The organism is uncultured Succiniclasticum sp. (genome assembly GCF_902793885.1).
Taxonomy (GTDB): domain Bacteria; phylum Bacillota; class Negativicutes; order Acidaminococcales; family Acidaminococcaceae; genus Succiniclasticum.
The window spans coordinates 114241-128274 of record NZ_CADBFF010000005.1 but is presented as its reverse complement, the minus strand read 5'-3'; the positions used below and the strand labels follow the sequence as shown (position 1 = coordinate 128274).

Sequence of the window (14034 nt, the reverse complement as noted above, 5' to 3'; positions counted from 1 at the left end):
AAAACTATATTATCATTGGTGTTTCGGTTTGTCAATGGGTTTTTTACAATATGCTTCCGCTCTTCCGCAGCCGTTCCCACAAAAACGCAGCAGCAATAACACCCAGCAGCGCCGTTGTCCACTGGGGAATCCCCATGGAAACCTGCAGCAGATACTTTGCCTGCTGTGGCAGCCGGAACAGGTTGCACACGATACCCGTACAGGACCACAGCGTTACCGCTTTCAGCAATGGCGCAAACACATAATGCTTCCACCGTTTTTTCTGCTGTACTACAACGCAAAACACCAGATTTCCCAAAAACACCACTGCCACCATCGGCAATACGGGCAAATGCCCCTGTAAGAATGCGAAAACCGGAAGGAGCAGGCAGATAATTCCCGCATACAGGATCCCACTCCCCCATACCGCGAAGCACAGACAGAGGTTCACCACTGTACCGATCAGCAGCATGGATGCGATGGGCGGCAATGGCAGGAATACCCGCAGAGCCTGTACCACAACCGCGATGGCCAGACACAGCGCAGCCCGCACCAGCGCACGGTTACGTTGCGGATCTGTCATTTCGTCTGTTCCCGAATATACTCTTCAAAAGCCGTCTGCAACTGAAGGGTTACTTTACCCGGTTTGCCATCTGCCACCGGTCTCCGGTCAATTTTTGCTACCGGCATGATTTCGCAGCGATAACCGCACAGGAACGCTTCTTCCGCTTCCAGCGCAAACTCTTTAGTAAATGCTTTTTCGATTACCTGCATGTCCAGCGTCGCCGCCAGTTTTTCTTTAACCAGCTGCCGTGTCACATTTTGATGTACACTGCCAAGCTTCATGGGATACGTCCAAAGCAGTTCATCTTTCACAATCATAAACGCAGCTTCGGTTGCTTCCGTTATTTTTTCGTCCCGCACAAACAACGCATCATAGCATTTCCCGATGCGGGCTTTGTTCTTCGCCAAAATTTCCGGCAGACGGTTCAATGTATTCAGTTCACACTTGACAGCCCGTTCGTCCGGAACTGTAATCAGGTTTACGCCGGTCTTTCTCTGTTCCGCCAGCGTGTCCCGGTTCAGCGGCACAGCCTGCATGATCAGTTCCGGTTCACACTGTTCCGGAAAATCCAGCTCATACGGTCCGATTCCACGGGTCACCTGCGTATAGAGCAGACCGTCAGTCACTTCAGCCGCTTCGATCATCCGGCTTGTAAATTCTACCATTTCTTCTACCATATAGAAGCCGGGAACCTTAATCTGCACCAGCGCATTCAGCAGGTTTTCCATATGCATTTCCGCATGCAGGGCCTTTCCATTATAGACGGGGACAATTTCATACACGCCGTCCCCGAACTGATGACCCCGGTTAAAAGGATGCACATTGATTTCTTCTGCATCCACAATATCATTATTGATTAAAATCAGATTGGTTTTCATGTGAGCCTCCGTTATTACCACTTGCTGGGTATTCCTTCAATTTTATCTACATTCACCATGGATGCCATCATGGTGGCCAGCAGGCGGTTTTTGTTGTCATACATCTCACCTACGATGACCATGGTAGTCCGGCCGTGATGTTTGATGTTGCTGATCATTCGCACTGTGCCGTCCATACTTACGTTACTGATGAAATCCATAGAAAAGTTTACAGTTACTACAGCTTCTCCGACAGAAGCGCCGGTCACTCCCAGTACGGAATCTGCCAGCGCCGTCAACACGCCGCCATGGGTTACATTCCGGTGGTTGGCATGCTTGTCATGTTCAATATGCAGGCTGACCTGGGCGCCACCGCAATAAATCTCATCAATGCTGATGTGGAAAAAATCCGACATAAAGCAATTGTGCTTATAAATTTCCCGGATGCGCGCGGGAACGTCCAGAAAATATCCCGTCTCCGGATCCCGCGGCAGGTTGGAAGGCGGAAATCCGTTATGCTTCTGTTCCTGTTCTTTCATACTGCTTCTCTCCCATTCCCAAAACTGCTTAAAGCATTCTTTCGTTTCATACTTTTTTAATCTTATTACGTTACGTCGCTTTTGTCAATTTATGATATAATTATGTAATGAAAGCCATAATACGTTATGCGTACTTTTTTATCTCATCTGTTATCTGAAGATGCAAACCGTTTTATAAAATTGTAAGGAGAACATATCACAATGAATCAATTTGTTTTATACGCCAGTAACGACAGCAACACCTCACCCAGCCCTTTTTTATTTTTCCCTCTTTCCTGCGACGATGGACACGGCGATTATAATCGCAGCTATGATAAAGGCTACGATGATTTCGATTACGCCGACTACTCCACCGGCAAAGAAGACAACAATTTCCGTACACAACAGAAGAAAAAGCGAAAATCCGAAAAGCAGATTATTGAAGATATTCTGAATCGCTGGGACTGATAAACCGCGCCATATTTTTTTAAGTCAAAACGCCCGCGCATCTCCCACCCTCCCCCGCGAAACTACGGCGGCATCCAGAAAACTTGCTGTCGCCGCCTAAAGTTTTTCGATGGGGCAAGCCTTTCCGGGATATGCGCGGGCGTTTTCTCTATTTACAAATAAACACCTGTATCCGATTTTGCAGATACAGGTGTTTTCATGTTACGCAACGATTCTTTTCGCCAAACGCGCAACAATTTTATCCCACCACTGCCGCGCAGCGGTCGCACAGGTCCGGATGGGCTGCATTCTGTCCTACGCTCTCGCTGTAAGTCCAGCAGCGTTCACACTTATGACCGTCAGCCGGCTTTACGGTTACTTTCAGGTCATTGCGTCCGGTAGCTTCTTCACCTTCCGCGGCGCCTTCATGTACTTCCACCTGGGAAACAATAATCAGCGTAGGCAGGTCTTTTTCCACAGACTTCAGAATCTCCAGGGCTTCCCCTTCCGCATACAGCACTACTTTGGCCTCCAGGGAATTACCGATGGTCTTGTTCTGGCGATGGCCTTCCAGCACTTTTGTCACTTCACTGCGAATCACAATGAAATTATCGTATTTTGTTTCCAGCGCTTCATCCATGTACTCCGTCTTCACTTCCGGCCAGGGAAGCATTTGTACGGATTCCGGCGCATTGGCCGGTTTCTTCATGAACTGCCATACTTCTTCCATGGTAAAGCTCAGCACCGGGGACAGCATGACGATCAGATCGTTCAGAATCTCATACATGGCAGTCTGGGCACTGCGGCGGGCCGGATCATCCGGTCTGGATACATACAGACGATCCTTAATGATATCCAGATAGAAGCTGGACATTTCTACCGTGCAGAAATTATGAACGGCATGGAACAGCACATGGAAATCATATGCTTCATAGGCAGCTTCCACTTCTTTTTTCAGCTGCTGCAGACGCATCAGCGCCCACTGGTCCAGTTCCTGCATATCGGCAAAGGCCACTTTGTCCGTTGCATAATCAAAATCATTGGTGTTGCCCATAATGTAGCGGATGGTATTGCGAATCTTGCGATACGCATCCGACAGCTGTTTCAGAATCTCTTTGGAGATACGGATATCTTGCTTGTAATCGGCCGAAGCCACCCACAACCGGACGATATCCGCGCCATACTGCTTGATAATATCCTGAGGCGCAATCACGTTACCCACAGACTTGGACATCTTGCGGCCTTCACCGTCTACTACATACCCGTGGGTCAGTACAGAATGATACGGTGCATGCCCGGTCACTGCCACAGATGTCAGCAGGGAAGACTGGAACCAGCCGCGATGCTGGTCGCTGCCTTCCAGATACATGGCGCAGGGCCATTCCAGTTCCGGACGTTTGGTCATGACACCCATATGGCTGGACCCGGAATCGAACCACACATCCATGATATCTTTTTCCTTCCGGAAATGGGTGTGACCGCACTTGGGACATTTCGTCCCTTCCGGCAGCAGCTGGTCCGCTTCATATTTCCACCAGGCATCACTGCCCTCTTCTTCAAAAATATTGGCAATTTTTTCAATCGTCGCTTCATTAACCAACGGCTCGTTGCATTCTTCACAATAGAAGATGGGAATCGGTACGCCCCAGACGCGTTGACGGCTGATACACCAGTCGTGACGGTCTGCCACCATGTTATGGATACGGGGTTCGCCCCAGGCGGGAATCCATTTTACTTCATTATGAATCGCATGCAGGGCCGCATCGCGGAATCCGTCCACGGAAGCAAACCACTGCTCGGTAGCCCGGTAGATGATGGGGTTCTTGCAACGCCAGCAATGGGCGTACTGGTGATGGATATTCTTTTTACCCAACAGGAATCCCAGTTCCGCCAGGTATTTCAGGATCGGTACATTGGCGTCAAACACAAACAGGCCTTTAAAGCGCTCGCCGGCTTCCGCCGTCATCTTGCCCTGTTCGTCTACGGGGCAGACAATAGGTACATTGTATTTCAGGCAGGTCAGGTAGTCCACGTCGCCGTGACCGCCGGCCGTATGTACACAGCCGGTACCGGTTTCCAGGTCAACATAGTCTGCCAGACAAATCATGGATTTACGATGATTGTATTCCGGGAACGGATGCTCACATTCCGCAAATTCCATTTCACGGCCCTTTACCGTGCCCAGCACGTTGCCCAGGGTCAGACCGGCTTCCGCCGCTACATTATTGACCAGCTCGCTGGCCATGAACAACACTTCGTCGCCGTTTTCCACAAAGGAATACTCAAAATCAGGATGCAGGGTGACCGCCATGTTGCCGGGAATAGTCCAGGGCGTGGTGGTCCAGATTACAACATAAACCGGCCGGCCGTTCACGCCTTCCGGAGTCTTGCCATTGTCTTTGGTCAGAGGGAATTTGACATAAATGGTCGGCGTCTTCTGGTCTGCATATTCAATTTCTGCTTCCGCCAATGCTGTTTCGCAATGGGGGCACCAGTAAACCGGTTTCAGTCCTTTATAAATGTAACCCTTATTGGCCATGGCGCCAAATACGCGAATCTGTTCCGCTTCAAAAGAATGCTGCAGAGTCAGATAGGGATGATCCCAGTCGCCCAGCACGCCCAGCCGTTTGAATTCTTCCCGCTGGATATCAACAAACTCATGGGCGTAGGCATCACATTTTGCCCGGAGGTCCAGCGCCGTCATGCTGTGACGGTCCACACCCATAGCGTTGAGACAGGCATGTTCAATCGGCATGCCGTGCGTATCCCAGCCGGGAATATACGGAGTATCATAGCCCTTGGCATATTTATATTTAATGATGATATCTTTCAATACTTTATTCAGCGCATGCCCCATGTGGATATGACCGTTGGCATAAGGAGGTCCGTCATGGAGAACCCATTTGGTATGCCCTTCATGCAGTTTCTGTTTCTTTTCATAAATCTTGTTTTCTTCCCAGAATTTTAAAAATTCCGGTTCACGTTTCGGCAGGTTTCCCCGCATTGGAAACTCGGTTTCCGGTAAATTCAGAGTTTTACTGTAATCCACTTTTTTCTCCTCCTGATTTGTTTCTGTGCAAGGAAAAAACTAATTTTCCCGTATAAAAAAACAAGTCTCGTCCAAAAAGGGACGAGACTATACTTAACCCGTGGTACCACCCTCATGACAGAAATCTTCTGCCACTCGTTCAGCGCGATAACGTGCGCCAATCCGTCCATGCTTACTATTTTGTTCAGCCGGCTGCTCCAAAGTGATATTCACACTGCCGAAATACTCGTCCGGGCTTCCACCCTCCCCGGTTCGCTTTACCTTTTCTGCAGGTTACTGTCTTTTTCTTAGCTATTATCAACTATGCTTTTATCCGACGCAATAGAACCGCGCCTGTAATGAAGCTATTTTACTACTTTTGATAAAGCGCGTCAATACCGCCCAGCTTAAATTTATGGATGCCGTATCCTTCCTGTGCCTGTAAATGAGACAGGTCGTTCAGACGGAATATGGCATGTTCCTTCCATTTATTGATACCCAGCACGGACAAACTGGAAGGCAGAATATCCACCGAAAAATTCAGACGGTTCACGTCCTCAATGTCCATCCCCAGCCAGTCGAAGATAATATTCTGTATCGTCCCCTTATGGGAGATGATGATCAGATTTTCCTTATCCCAGTCAGCCGCTTCATGCAGTCCGTCCACAGAACGCCGGAAAAACTCACGCCTTGTCTCTCCTCCGGGATAATTCCGGTGATCCAGTTCCTTTAACGTAGGAGGCGGACAGTAGATGCTCCTCGCTTCACTTTCCTTCAGTCCCGCTGCTTCTCCGTTATTCTTTTCCCGGAGGAACGCAAAGTCCTCTACTTTTTCTATGCCCAGTTTTTCTGCAAAGATAACCGCCGATTCATGGGCCCGTTTCAAATCGCTGCACAGAATCCGAAAGCGCGGCATCTTGCCCGAAAAATCCTTCGCCAGTTTTTCTGCGGCCGCCTCGATCTGCCTGCGCCCTTTATCCGTCAGGTTCGAATCCGTCCAACCGCCGGTAAAATGCTCCGTATGGTGTGTCGCCTCACCGTGTCGTACAAGAATGATCATATCAGGATTCCTTATTCTCCTCTGGTTTCGGATCAACGGTCTGAGATTCCGTTATACCGGTCTCCCCTGCGGATTCCGGATTTGCATCGCTGCTTGGGGACTTTGTTTCCGCTGATTTTTGCAGCTCGCTCAACGCAACACGCAGATCCGCGTTCTTACGCGGAAAACCGTTCCGATTAAAGACTACGGAATTGCGAGGTCTGAAACGTGAAAACAAAGGTCTGGGAGAGTTTTCAGTCACTTTATCGGCAGCATTCAAATTTTCAGGCTCTACGGATTCTTCCTTATTCTTTTCAACACTCTGCTCCTCTACACGATCCGGTTCGGCAGCATCCTTTACCGGTTCTTGCTCCGTTTTTGAAACATTTTCTGTTTTCGCAATATCCTGCGGTGCAACGTCCTGTGGTTCAACATCACGTACAGGTTCCTCACGACTCTCCGTCACCTCAGTGTCAACACCTGCCACATCAGCTTCTGTTTTAGCTGCCACATCAGCTTCTGTTTTAGCTGCCACATCTTCTGCTTTGGCTGCCACATCTTCTGCTTTTGTTTCCAGAACCGGTTCCGCTTTTTTCACAGCCTGCAATTTTGCCTGTACCATTTGATCCACGGCAAAATCAGCGTCAAAATTCTCATACAATGCCAGTTGAGACTGAAGCAGGCTTTTAAATTGTTTGCTCTGGGAATTGGCCTTGTTGATCATTGTGCTGTAGGTATCTATGGCCGCCGCCGCTTTTGTTTCTGCCACAAAGACCATCTTCTGGCTCCGCTCGGTTGCCTCATGTATCATCGTACGGCTCTGTTCCGTAGCTTCCGAAATCATCTGGCGGGATTTCTGTGTCGCTTCCGCAATCATATCCTGAGACTGTTTCTGAGCCCTGGCAATCATTTCATTGGCCTTTTGCGTCGCTTTTGCCACAATATTCTGGGATTGCTGGTTTGCATCCGCCATCACCTGATTGGCATGAGCCGAAGCCTCTGCTGTCAGGGTACGGGCCTGCTCCCTGCTGTCTGCCAGTTGCGACTTACAACTGTCCTGCGCCGCCACTTTCATTTTAGCTACTTCAATTTCAGCTAGGCTCTTCATCTTTTCCACAAAAGACTGGGCCTCTTCCCGCAGCTTGCTGGTGCTGGAATCCGTTTTGCTGCGCAGCCCCATCGCATAGGAGTCTGCGTCCGTACGGGTGGACTTTCCGTAATCGTCTGCTTCAGCCCGGGTCTTGACTGCATAGGCATCCGCCTGCTTCCGAACCTCCTCCGAATACGCCTCCGCCTCGGATTTCATGCGGGTGATTTCCGCTTCAGTATCAGCCCGCAGTTTATTACAAAATGCAGCAACCGTATCCTTTTGCTTATTACATGCCAGTTCCGTTTCTTTTGTAAGCACTTCCGCTTTCTGCTGACTGTTTTTCTTTACTTCATCCGCAGCTTCCTGCGCAACTACCAGCGTGCTCTGCATGGTGCTTTCCATCCGCTGATAATACTCCAGCTTGGCGCTGACCCGTTCTACAGAATCCTTTAATTCCACATTATCCTGATATAACCGTTCATATTCTTTGGAAACCTTCGAAAAGAACTGGTTAACTTCGTCGGTGTCATAACCGCGAAAACTTTTGGAAAAAGTTTTCCCATTTACATCCAATGGTGTCAGCATATTTATTCCTCCTGCTAAAATACTGAATAATCTTTACCAGATCACATTGTCCAATCTGTATTGATAATCATGGCAGTGCCATGCAAATCTCATCACAACAGTTATATATACCGCTTCAGCGTAATCGCGCAGCGTCCTTTTTTTGTAGTACCGCGAATTTCGGAAAGCTCCACCCGGCCCCGTCCGCGAAATGACATTACATCGCCCTCTGCTACAGTTTGGGATGCACTCTTTGCTTCTTTCCAGTTCAGCTTCACGTTCTGGCTTTTAATCTCCTCTGCCATCCGGGAACGGCTGATGCCATATCCCGCTGCCGCCACCGCGTCCAGCCGCAATGCTGCTACAGTAGCCGAAATAATTTTAACTTTTTCTTCCTTTTCCTTCAATTCCTCTCTGCCAATCTGCTGCAGACTCACATGGGCCGCACCGATTTGGCACAGATTGCTTTCAATATAGTTAGCAAACGATTTGTCCGCCACAAACTGGGCGCCTTCCGGCACCAGTACGATATCCCCCATGATTTCGCGCTCGCAGCCCATGCCCATGAACGCGCCCAAGATATCCCTGTGACCTAATGTATAATACCGCTTATCCCAGGAAGCGAGATAGCAGACCAGTCCAAAATCCGGTGTACTGTAAAAATCCTCTGCCACAAACGCAATCCTGGATCTTTCCGCGTTGGCAAACCCGCCATCCGATTCCAGACGAATGCCTTCAAAATTTGCCGCCACGATTTCCGCCACATTTCTGCCATGGGGATCCAGAAACTCGCTGACCTTGTACCTGGCTGTTTTCCGGGCCGCTTCTGCCAGATCCACCAACCGCGCCGCCAGTTCTTCATCCCCGCTTGCTTTGAAGTAACGTAATATTTTATCTCTGTCTGCCATGCCTATTTGTTTCCCTTTAACTCTTCACTTCGGTCCAGAACCGCCTGAACCGCGTTGTACAGAGCGCCGCGCACCGCACCGTTTTCCAGTGCTTTGATACCGGCGATGGTAGTACCGCCGGGCGATGTCACCATGTCGCGCAGTACAGCGGGATGCTTCCCCGTCTCCAGTACCATTTTACCCGAACCGGCAAACGTCTGAGCCGCCAGTTTGATGGCTGCCGCCCTGGGCAGTCCGGCCATCACGCCTGCATCCGCCAGCGCGTCGATCATCACATATACATATCCCGGCCCGCAGCCTGAGACCGCCGTAACTGCTTCAATATCCTTTTCCAGAATCCGCAGCGTTTCTCCGCAGCAGCCAAAAATCTGCTCCGCTGTTTTCACCGCTTCTTCACTCACCCCGGTACCGGGCGCGATGGCCGTCATGCCGGCCCCCACTGCCAGCGGTGTGTTGGGCATGGTACGGATCACGGGATGCCCGTTGAATATCCCGGCAATCTTTTCAATCGTCACAGAACCCATGATGGAAAGGATGACTGCTTTTGCAGGAACAGCGGAAACCAGCGCGCCGCGAAGCACACTGTCCACCATCTGCGGTTTGATTGCCAATACGACCATGTCTGCATCTTTTACCGCTTCACAATTATCAACGAGTCCGGTTACGCCATACGTTTCGTGCAGATAATCCGCGCGTTCCTGCCGATGTGCTCCCACAAAGATCGCCGCCGGATCCATCAGCCCGGCGCCGGTAATTCCTTTTATGATCGCCTCACCCATAGCTCCGCCGCCGATAAAAGCAAGCTTGTGCAAATTCAGTTTTTCGGCCACGGGGATCCCCCTCTTTCTCCGTTATACACCTCGGCCTCTGCGTCAATATCCACATTACGTGGCGCACAGACCAGAATATTCGGTCCAATTGTCCGGACCGTACCGTTTAACGCGTAAATCGTTCCGCTGATAAAGTCTGTCATACGTTTCCGTACAGCAGGTTCCGTTGTTTCAAAGTTTACCACCACCGGCTGGTCGTTCCGCAGGAAATCTGCCACTTTTTGGGAATCATCAAAGCTGGTGGGTTCAATGACTACTACCCGGACCTCTGTCGTTGTCTTCATCTGAATTGTACGGTTTTCTTTTTTGCTATTCCGCATCCGTGACAACAGACCCGGCTTTTTTCCTTTTGCTTCTTTATCCGCAGGAACAGATTCCGGTTCTTCTTTTGCTACCGGAACAGGAGCCTGGCGGACTGCTTTCGGGAAACCTCTCTTTGCCGGTTTCTCCACTACTTCTTCCTCTTCTTCGTCGTCCTCTTCCTCATCCATCTCGCGATTCGGATCATCCGGATCATATAAGCCTAACGCGTCCGAAATACGTTCTAAAAATTTCTTTTTCCCCATGTTGCGTCTCCTTGTATATTTATGCTCAAATGTCATATTACATGTGCTATGCTTACGATGCTGCCGCCCGGAACCCCGGGCCAGCATCCCTGTGGTACAGGTGGTAAAAGAAGTCAGGTTGTCTCCGAATCAGTACCCCCGATTATTGTAATCCCTGGCACCAAACAGTGCAGTACCCACACGCACCATGTTAGCCCCCTCTTCCACGGCAATCGCATAATCACTGGTCATACCCATGGAAAGGAAATCGATATCCTTACGCTGCCGTTTCAACTTGCAAAAATAATCGTAACCCTGCCGGAACACAGAATGCAATACGGTTTGATCCGGTGTATTGGGCGCGATGACCATAATACCTCTTACCCTGATATGGGGAAACGAATCCAGCAACGGCAATACAGCCTCATAGTCTTCCGGCAAAAAACCGGTCTTTTGCGGTTCCCGAGCCACATTGATCTGCAGCAGCACATCCATGACTTTGCCCTGCTTCGCGGCTTCCTTTTCCAGCGCCCGCAACAAATGCTCGCTGTCCGCAGATTCGATCAGATCAAAAAAATCCACAGCCTGTTTTGCCTTATTGGTCTGCAGATGACCAATCAGGTGCCACTTTCCCGGATGTCCTACCTGTTGCTGTTTTTCCCGGGCTTCCTGAACCCGGTTCTCACCGATATTCCCAACACCCAGCGACTGTATTTCCGTTACCACAGCAGCCGGATGATTTTTCGTGACGGCAACCAGACAAACCTCATCGCCGGTCTCTTTCCGCTCAGTACGTCGTGCCAATGCCGATGCAATCGTTTCCTTCACGTTATGCAGATTATCTGCCAACATAAAACAAACCCTCTTTATAAATCAATATTTCTGATTTTCGATTTTCGAATTTAATATATTAAAAATGTATCAAAAATCAACTTACATAAATAATAGAAATTATACCACAATAAAGCATAACAGAAAAGCAGATTTTCAGCAAGTAAAAATGAACTGTATCAGGCTCTGAAATCGAACCTTACAGGTGAACTGATACAACCCTGCGTTTCACTCTTTCCGGCACAGGCAAACGCCCATGCGTCCCGTTTTTCCATTCTCATAACGATAGGAGCAAAACAATTCAGGGTTATGATTGGTACAGACGCCGGCGGTTGAAATGTTAGAAAGAGCGACACCCACTTCCATCAACTGCTGCCGGTTGACCTGCCAAAGGTCCAGCCAGTATTTCCCGTTACATTTTTCTGTAAAGCAGCTTGCGTATTCCTGCATTTGGATTCCCACAACGTCATCCACTTCATAACAGCAGTCGCCGATGGAAGGACCGATGGCCGCCAGCAGATTTTCCGGCTGAACGCCAAAAGCCTTCTGCATGGCAGCCACCGTTTTCTTTGCAATCTGCGCTGCAGTTCCCCGCCAGCCTGCATGTGCCAGACCGATAGCTCCCGTTTTGGGATCTGCCAGCAGAACCGGAACGCAATCTGCATAAAACAACAGCAGAGGTACATCTGCCAGATTGGTGATCAGCGCATCCGTTTCCGGAATCGTATCGGCAAAAGACAACGCGCCGCTGCCAATCCTATCTTCCGTAATCACCTGCACATGGCTTCCATGTACCTGGGCACAGGTAGTAAACCGTTCCGGTTTTACACCGATCGCCGCCGCAAATTTTTGCCGGTTGCGAAGAACTTTTTGAGGATTGTCTCCTACATGCAACGCCATGTTCAGCGTACCGGGAACCACGTCGCTTTCCCCATGCAGCCGACAGGAACAGGCGGTGGTGAAACCGGCCTGTTCAAAGCGGTCAAAGTATCCGAACCAGATATTATTATGTGACGTCAACATGAAATCGTTTTGCATCCATTTTCCTCTTTCAGATATAAATTTTATTTTTTATTTGCAAACCCCACAACGTTTACAGCCTTCGAAACAGCCCGGCGTAAACCTTCCCTTTTGGGAATTTTCCATTTCTTTTAACAGGTATGCTTTGGTTACACCCATGTCCAGATGATCCCATGGCAGGATTGCCTCTGTCCGGATTTCACAGCAGGCCATCTCTTCCGTCCGTATCTGATGGAACTGAAAGGCTTCTTTCAATCCCGTCCGGTTTTCTGCCGCCCAGAGTAAAACGTTACCAATCTGTCTGTTTCCCCGTGCTAGGACAGCCTGTAACACCGTCTCTTTCAACGACTCAGTAAGCAGGCGGATACGCTTGTCCTTTTTGAAGCCGTTTTGCAGCATCTTAACTCTGCGTTTCAAAACTTTTATATCTTCCAGCGGTGACCACTGATACGGTGTAAAAGGTTTGGGAATAAAGGCATTGACGGAAAGGATCAGGTCGCCTTTATGTCCCAGTTCGTCCATTCGGCTGCGCACACGGTGCACCAGTTCGATCATCTCATTAATATCATCGTCAGCTTCTCCCGGAAGACCAATCATAAAATATAACTTGATGTTTGGCATCCCGGCTCGTGCAGCATACTCCATTGCCTGATAGATATGCTCTTCCGTAATTCCTTTGTTGATAGCCGCACGCATCCGGACACTGCCCGCTTCCGGCGCTACCGTCATGGTACGCTGCCCGCTTCCGGCCAGCGCCTCCACCAGGGGCAGGTCCAGAGAATCGGCCCGCAGGGATGCACAGGAAAAAGGTATTTGTTCTTCCTCCAATGTCCTTGTCAACGGTTCCATGTCCGGGTAATCGGACACCGCGGCTCCCATCAGTCCCACTTTGGCCGTCTGCTCCGGACGCCGCCGGATATCCTGCAGCAGCAGATCCAGATTGCGGTTACGGGGTCTGCGGAAACAGTAGCCCGCCATGCAGAACCGGCAATGCCTCCCGCAGCCCCGGGCCACTTCCACAATAAACATGTTGGCAAATTCCGTATAAGGGGAAACGATTGCCGAAGTATGGGGATAGGCATCCAAATCTTTTACCCACTGTCGGCTGATTTTTTCCGGTACTGTTTCCATCCGTTCCATGACAATCACAGAACCGGTCTCATCATATTTCGGCGCATAAAACTGCGGAACATACACGCCGGGCAGTTGTGCCGCTGCCAGCAGCTTTTCCCTGCGCGTTTTCTTTTCCATACGAAGCTGTTCCAAAAGCCGCAGCAGTTTCGGCAGCGTCTCCTCCCCTTCGCCGATGACCACAAAATCTGCAAAATCTGCCAGCGGTTCCGGATTAAAGGTGGCGCAGGGACCGCCGATGATGACAAAGGGATCCTTTTCTCCCCGTTCTTCTGAGAGCAGTTTAATGTGCCCCATCTGCAGCTGAATCAGAAAATTAAGGTAATCCATCTCAAAGGAGAGGGTGGCACAGATATACGGAAAATCTGCCAAAGGTCGCTGGGTCTCCATGGAAAACAGGGCTGTTTTCGTTTTGGCATACTCCTCCCGCTTCCTTTCTTCCGGAAGGAAAACACGTTCACAGGCCCAGCCGTCCCGGTTCAGGATCTGGTACAAAATATGCAGGCCCAGATTGGACATTCCCAGATGGTAGGTATTCGGGTATAAAAAAGCCACCGGGGTTCTTCGCCCCGGGGCAAATATCTGGGTTCCGATTTCTGTTGCAAGGATTTCCTTAATCTCTTTTTGCAGATTCCAGCTCAAACAACTGACCTCACTTCAATGCAACTATCCATAATTTCTG

General features: G+C 49.7%; 13 protein-coding genes and 1 other annotated feature. Of the genes, 1 reads left to right on the top strand and 12 read right to left on the bottom strand.

Annotation, left to right across the window (positions count from 1 at the left end; translation table 11 throughout):
* Window positions 1-43: 43 nt before the first annotated feature.
* Genes QZV31_RS04310 through QZV31_RS04300 form a run of 3 tightly spaced genes read right to left on the bottom strand, consistent with a single transcriptional unit; the run spans window position 44 to window position 1940 of the window.
* A complete protein-coding gene (locus QZV31_RS04310; protein WP_295358476.1) occupies window positions 44-562 on the bottom strand; it encodes a hypothetical protein in 519 nt (172 codons plus the stop codon).
* Window positions 559-1422: an aminotransferase class IV gene (locus QZV31_RS04305; RefSeq protein WP_295358473.1), complete on the bottom strand. Its 864-nt coding sequence runs from the start codon at window positions 1420-1422 to the stop codon at window positions 559-561. The genes QZV31_RS04310 and QZV31_RS04305 overlap by 4 nt, the downstream gene beginning before the upstream one ends.
* Window positions 1423-1436: 14 nt before the next feature.
* Window positions 1437-1940, bottom strand: a complete 504-nt coding sequence (locus QZV31_RS04300; RefSeq protein WP_093730621.1) for a PaaI family thioesterase — start codon at window positions 1938-1940, stop codon at window positions 1437-1439.
* Window positions 1941-2141: 201 nt separating this feature from the next.
* Here QZV31_RS04300 and QZV31_RS04295 point away from each other — a divergent pair, with 201 nt between their 5' ends.
* The gene (locus QZV31_RS04295) at window positions 2142-2387 is read left to right on the top strand and encodes a hypothetical protein (RefSeq protein ID WP_093730622.1); all 246 of its coding nucleotides are present in this window, start codon (window positions 2142-2144) and stop codon (window positions 2385-2387) included.
* 238 nt (window positions 2388-2625) lie between these two features.
* Here QZV31_RS04295 and ileS read toward each other — a convergent pair whose 3' ends face one another.
* The 9 genes from ileS to QZV31_RS04250 form a co-directional block, all read right to left on the bottom strand.
* Entirely contained in the window at window positions 2626-5415 is a 2790-nt protein-coding gene (gene ileS, locus QZV31_RS04290; RefSeq protein ID WP_295358470.1) for an isoleucine--tRNA ligase, read from the bottom strand.
* A 74-nt stretch (window positions 5416-5489) separates the two neighbouring features.
* Window positions 5490-5713: a binding site (T-box leader), on the bottom strand.
* A gap of 54 nt (window positions 5714-5767) precedes the next feature.
* The gene (locus QZV31_RS04285; protein ID WP_295358468.1) at window positions 5768-6454 is read right to left on the bottom strand and encodes a histidine phosphatase family protein; all 687 of its coding nucleotides are present in this window, start codon (window positions 6452-6454) and stop codon (window positions 5768-5770) included.
* A gap of 1 nt (window position 6455) precedes the next feature.
* Entirely contained in the window at window positions 6456-8108 is a 1653-nt protein-coding gene (locus tag QZV31_RS04280; protein WP_295358467.1) for a DivIVA domain-containing protein, read from the bottom strand.
* 101 nt (window positions 8109-8209) lie between these two features.
* Window positions 8210-8995, bottom strand: coding sequence for a YlmH/Sll1252 family protein (locus QZV31_RS04275; RefSeq protein WP_295358465.1), 786 nt, complete (start codon window positions 8993-8995; stop codon window positions 8210-8212).
* A gap of 2 nt (window positions 8996-8997) precedes the next feature.
* The gene (gene proC / locus QZV31_RS04270) at window positions 8998-9825 is read right to left on the bottom strand and encodes a pyrroline-5-carboxylate reductase (RefSeq protein WP_295358463.1); all 828 of its coding nucleotides are present in this window, start codon (window positions 9823-9825) and stop codon (window positions 8998-9000) included.
* Entirely contained in the window at window positions 9810-10391 is a 582-nt protein-coding gene (locus QZV31_RS04265; protein ID WP_295358461.1) for a cell division protein SepF, read from the bottom strand. Before QZV31_RS04265 ends, proC begins: the two co-directional genes overlap by 16 nt.
* A gap of 129 nt (window positions 10392-10520) precedes the next feature.
* Window positions 10521-11222: a YggS family pyridoxal phosphate-dependent enzyme gene (locus QZV31_RS04260; protein WP_295358459.1), complete on the bottom strand. Its 702-nt coding sequence runs from the start codon at window positions 11220-11222 to the stop codon at window positions 10521-10523.
* Window positions 11223-11429: 207 nt separating this feature from the next.
* On the bottom strand, window positions 11430-12239 hold the full coding sequence (gene pgeF / locus QZV31_RS04255; protein WP_295358457.1) for a peptidoglycan editing factor PgeF: 810 nt from the start codon (window positions 12237-12239) through the stop codon (window positions 11430-11432).
* Window positions 12240-12272: 33 nt separating this feature from the next.
* Window positions 12273-13994 carry a radical SAM protein gene (locus QZV31_RS04250; protein ID WP_295358455.1) on the bottom strand — a complete coding sequence of 574 codons (1722 nt, stop codon included), beginning with the start codon at window positions 13992-13994 and terminating at the stop codon, window positions 12273-12275.
* Window positions 13995-14034: the final 40 nt, after the last annotated feature.

Excerpts from the sequence above, each read along its gene's own strand:
- QZV31_RS04280 (WP_295358467.1), bottom strand. The coding sequence starts at position 8,108 with ATGCTGACACCATTGGATGTAAATGGGAAAACTTTTTCCAAAAGTTTT.
- QZV31_RS04300 (WP_093730621.1), bottom strand. The coding sequence starts at position 1,940 with ATGAAAGAACAGGAACAGAAGCATAACGGATTTCCGCCTTCCAACCTG.
- QZV31_RS04310 (WP_295358476.1), bottom strand. The coding sequence starts at position 562 with ATGACAGATCCGCAACGTAACCGTGCGCTGGTGCGGGCTGCGCTGTGT.
- QZV31_RS04265 (WP_295358461.1), bottom strand. The coding sequence starts at position 10,391 with ATGGGGAAAAAGAAATTTTTAGAACGTATTTCGGACGCGTTAGGCTTA.
- QZV31_RS04295 (WP_093730622.1), top strand. The coding sequence starts at position 2,142 with ATGAATCAATTTGTTTTATACGCCAGTAACGACAGCAACACCTCACCC.
- QZV31_RS04275 (WP_295358465.1), bottom strand. The coding sequence starts at position 8,995 with ATGGCAGACAGAGATAAAATATTACGTTACTTCAAAGCAAGCGGGGAT.
- QZV31_RS04285 (WP_295358468.1), bottom strand. The coding sequence starts at position 6,454 with ATGATCATTCTTGTACGACACGGTGAGGCGACACACCATACGGAGCAT.
- QZV31_RS04260 (WP_295358459.1), bottom strand. The coding sequence starts at position 11,222 with ATGTTGGCAGATAATCTGCATAACGTGAAGGAAACGATTGCATCGGCA.
- pgeF (WP_295358457.1), bottom strand. The coding sequence starts at position 12,239 with ATGCAAAACGATTTCATGTTGACGTCACATAATAATATCTGGTTCGGA.
- QZV31_RS04305 (WP_295358473.1), bottom strand. The coding sequence starts at position 1,422 with ATGAAAACCAATCTGATTTTAATCAATAATGATATTGTGGATGCAGAA.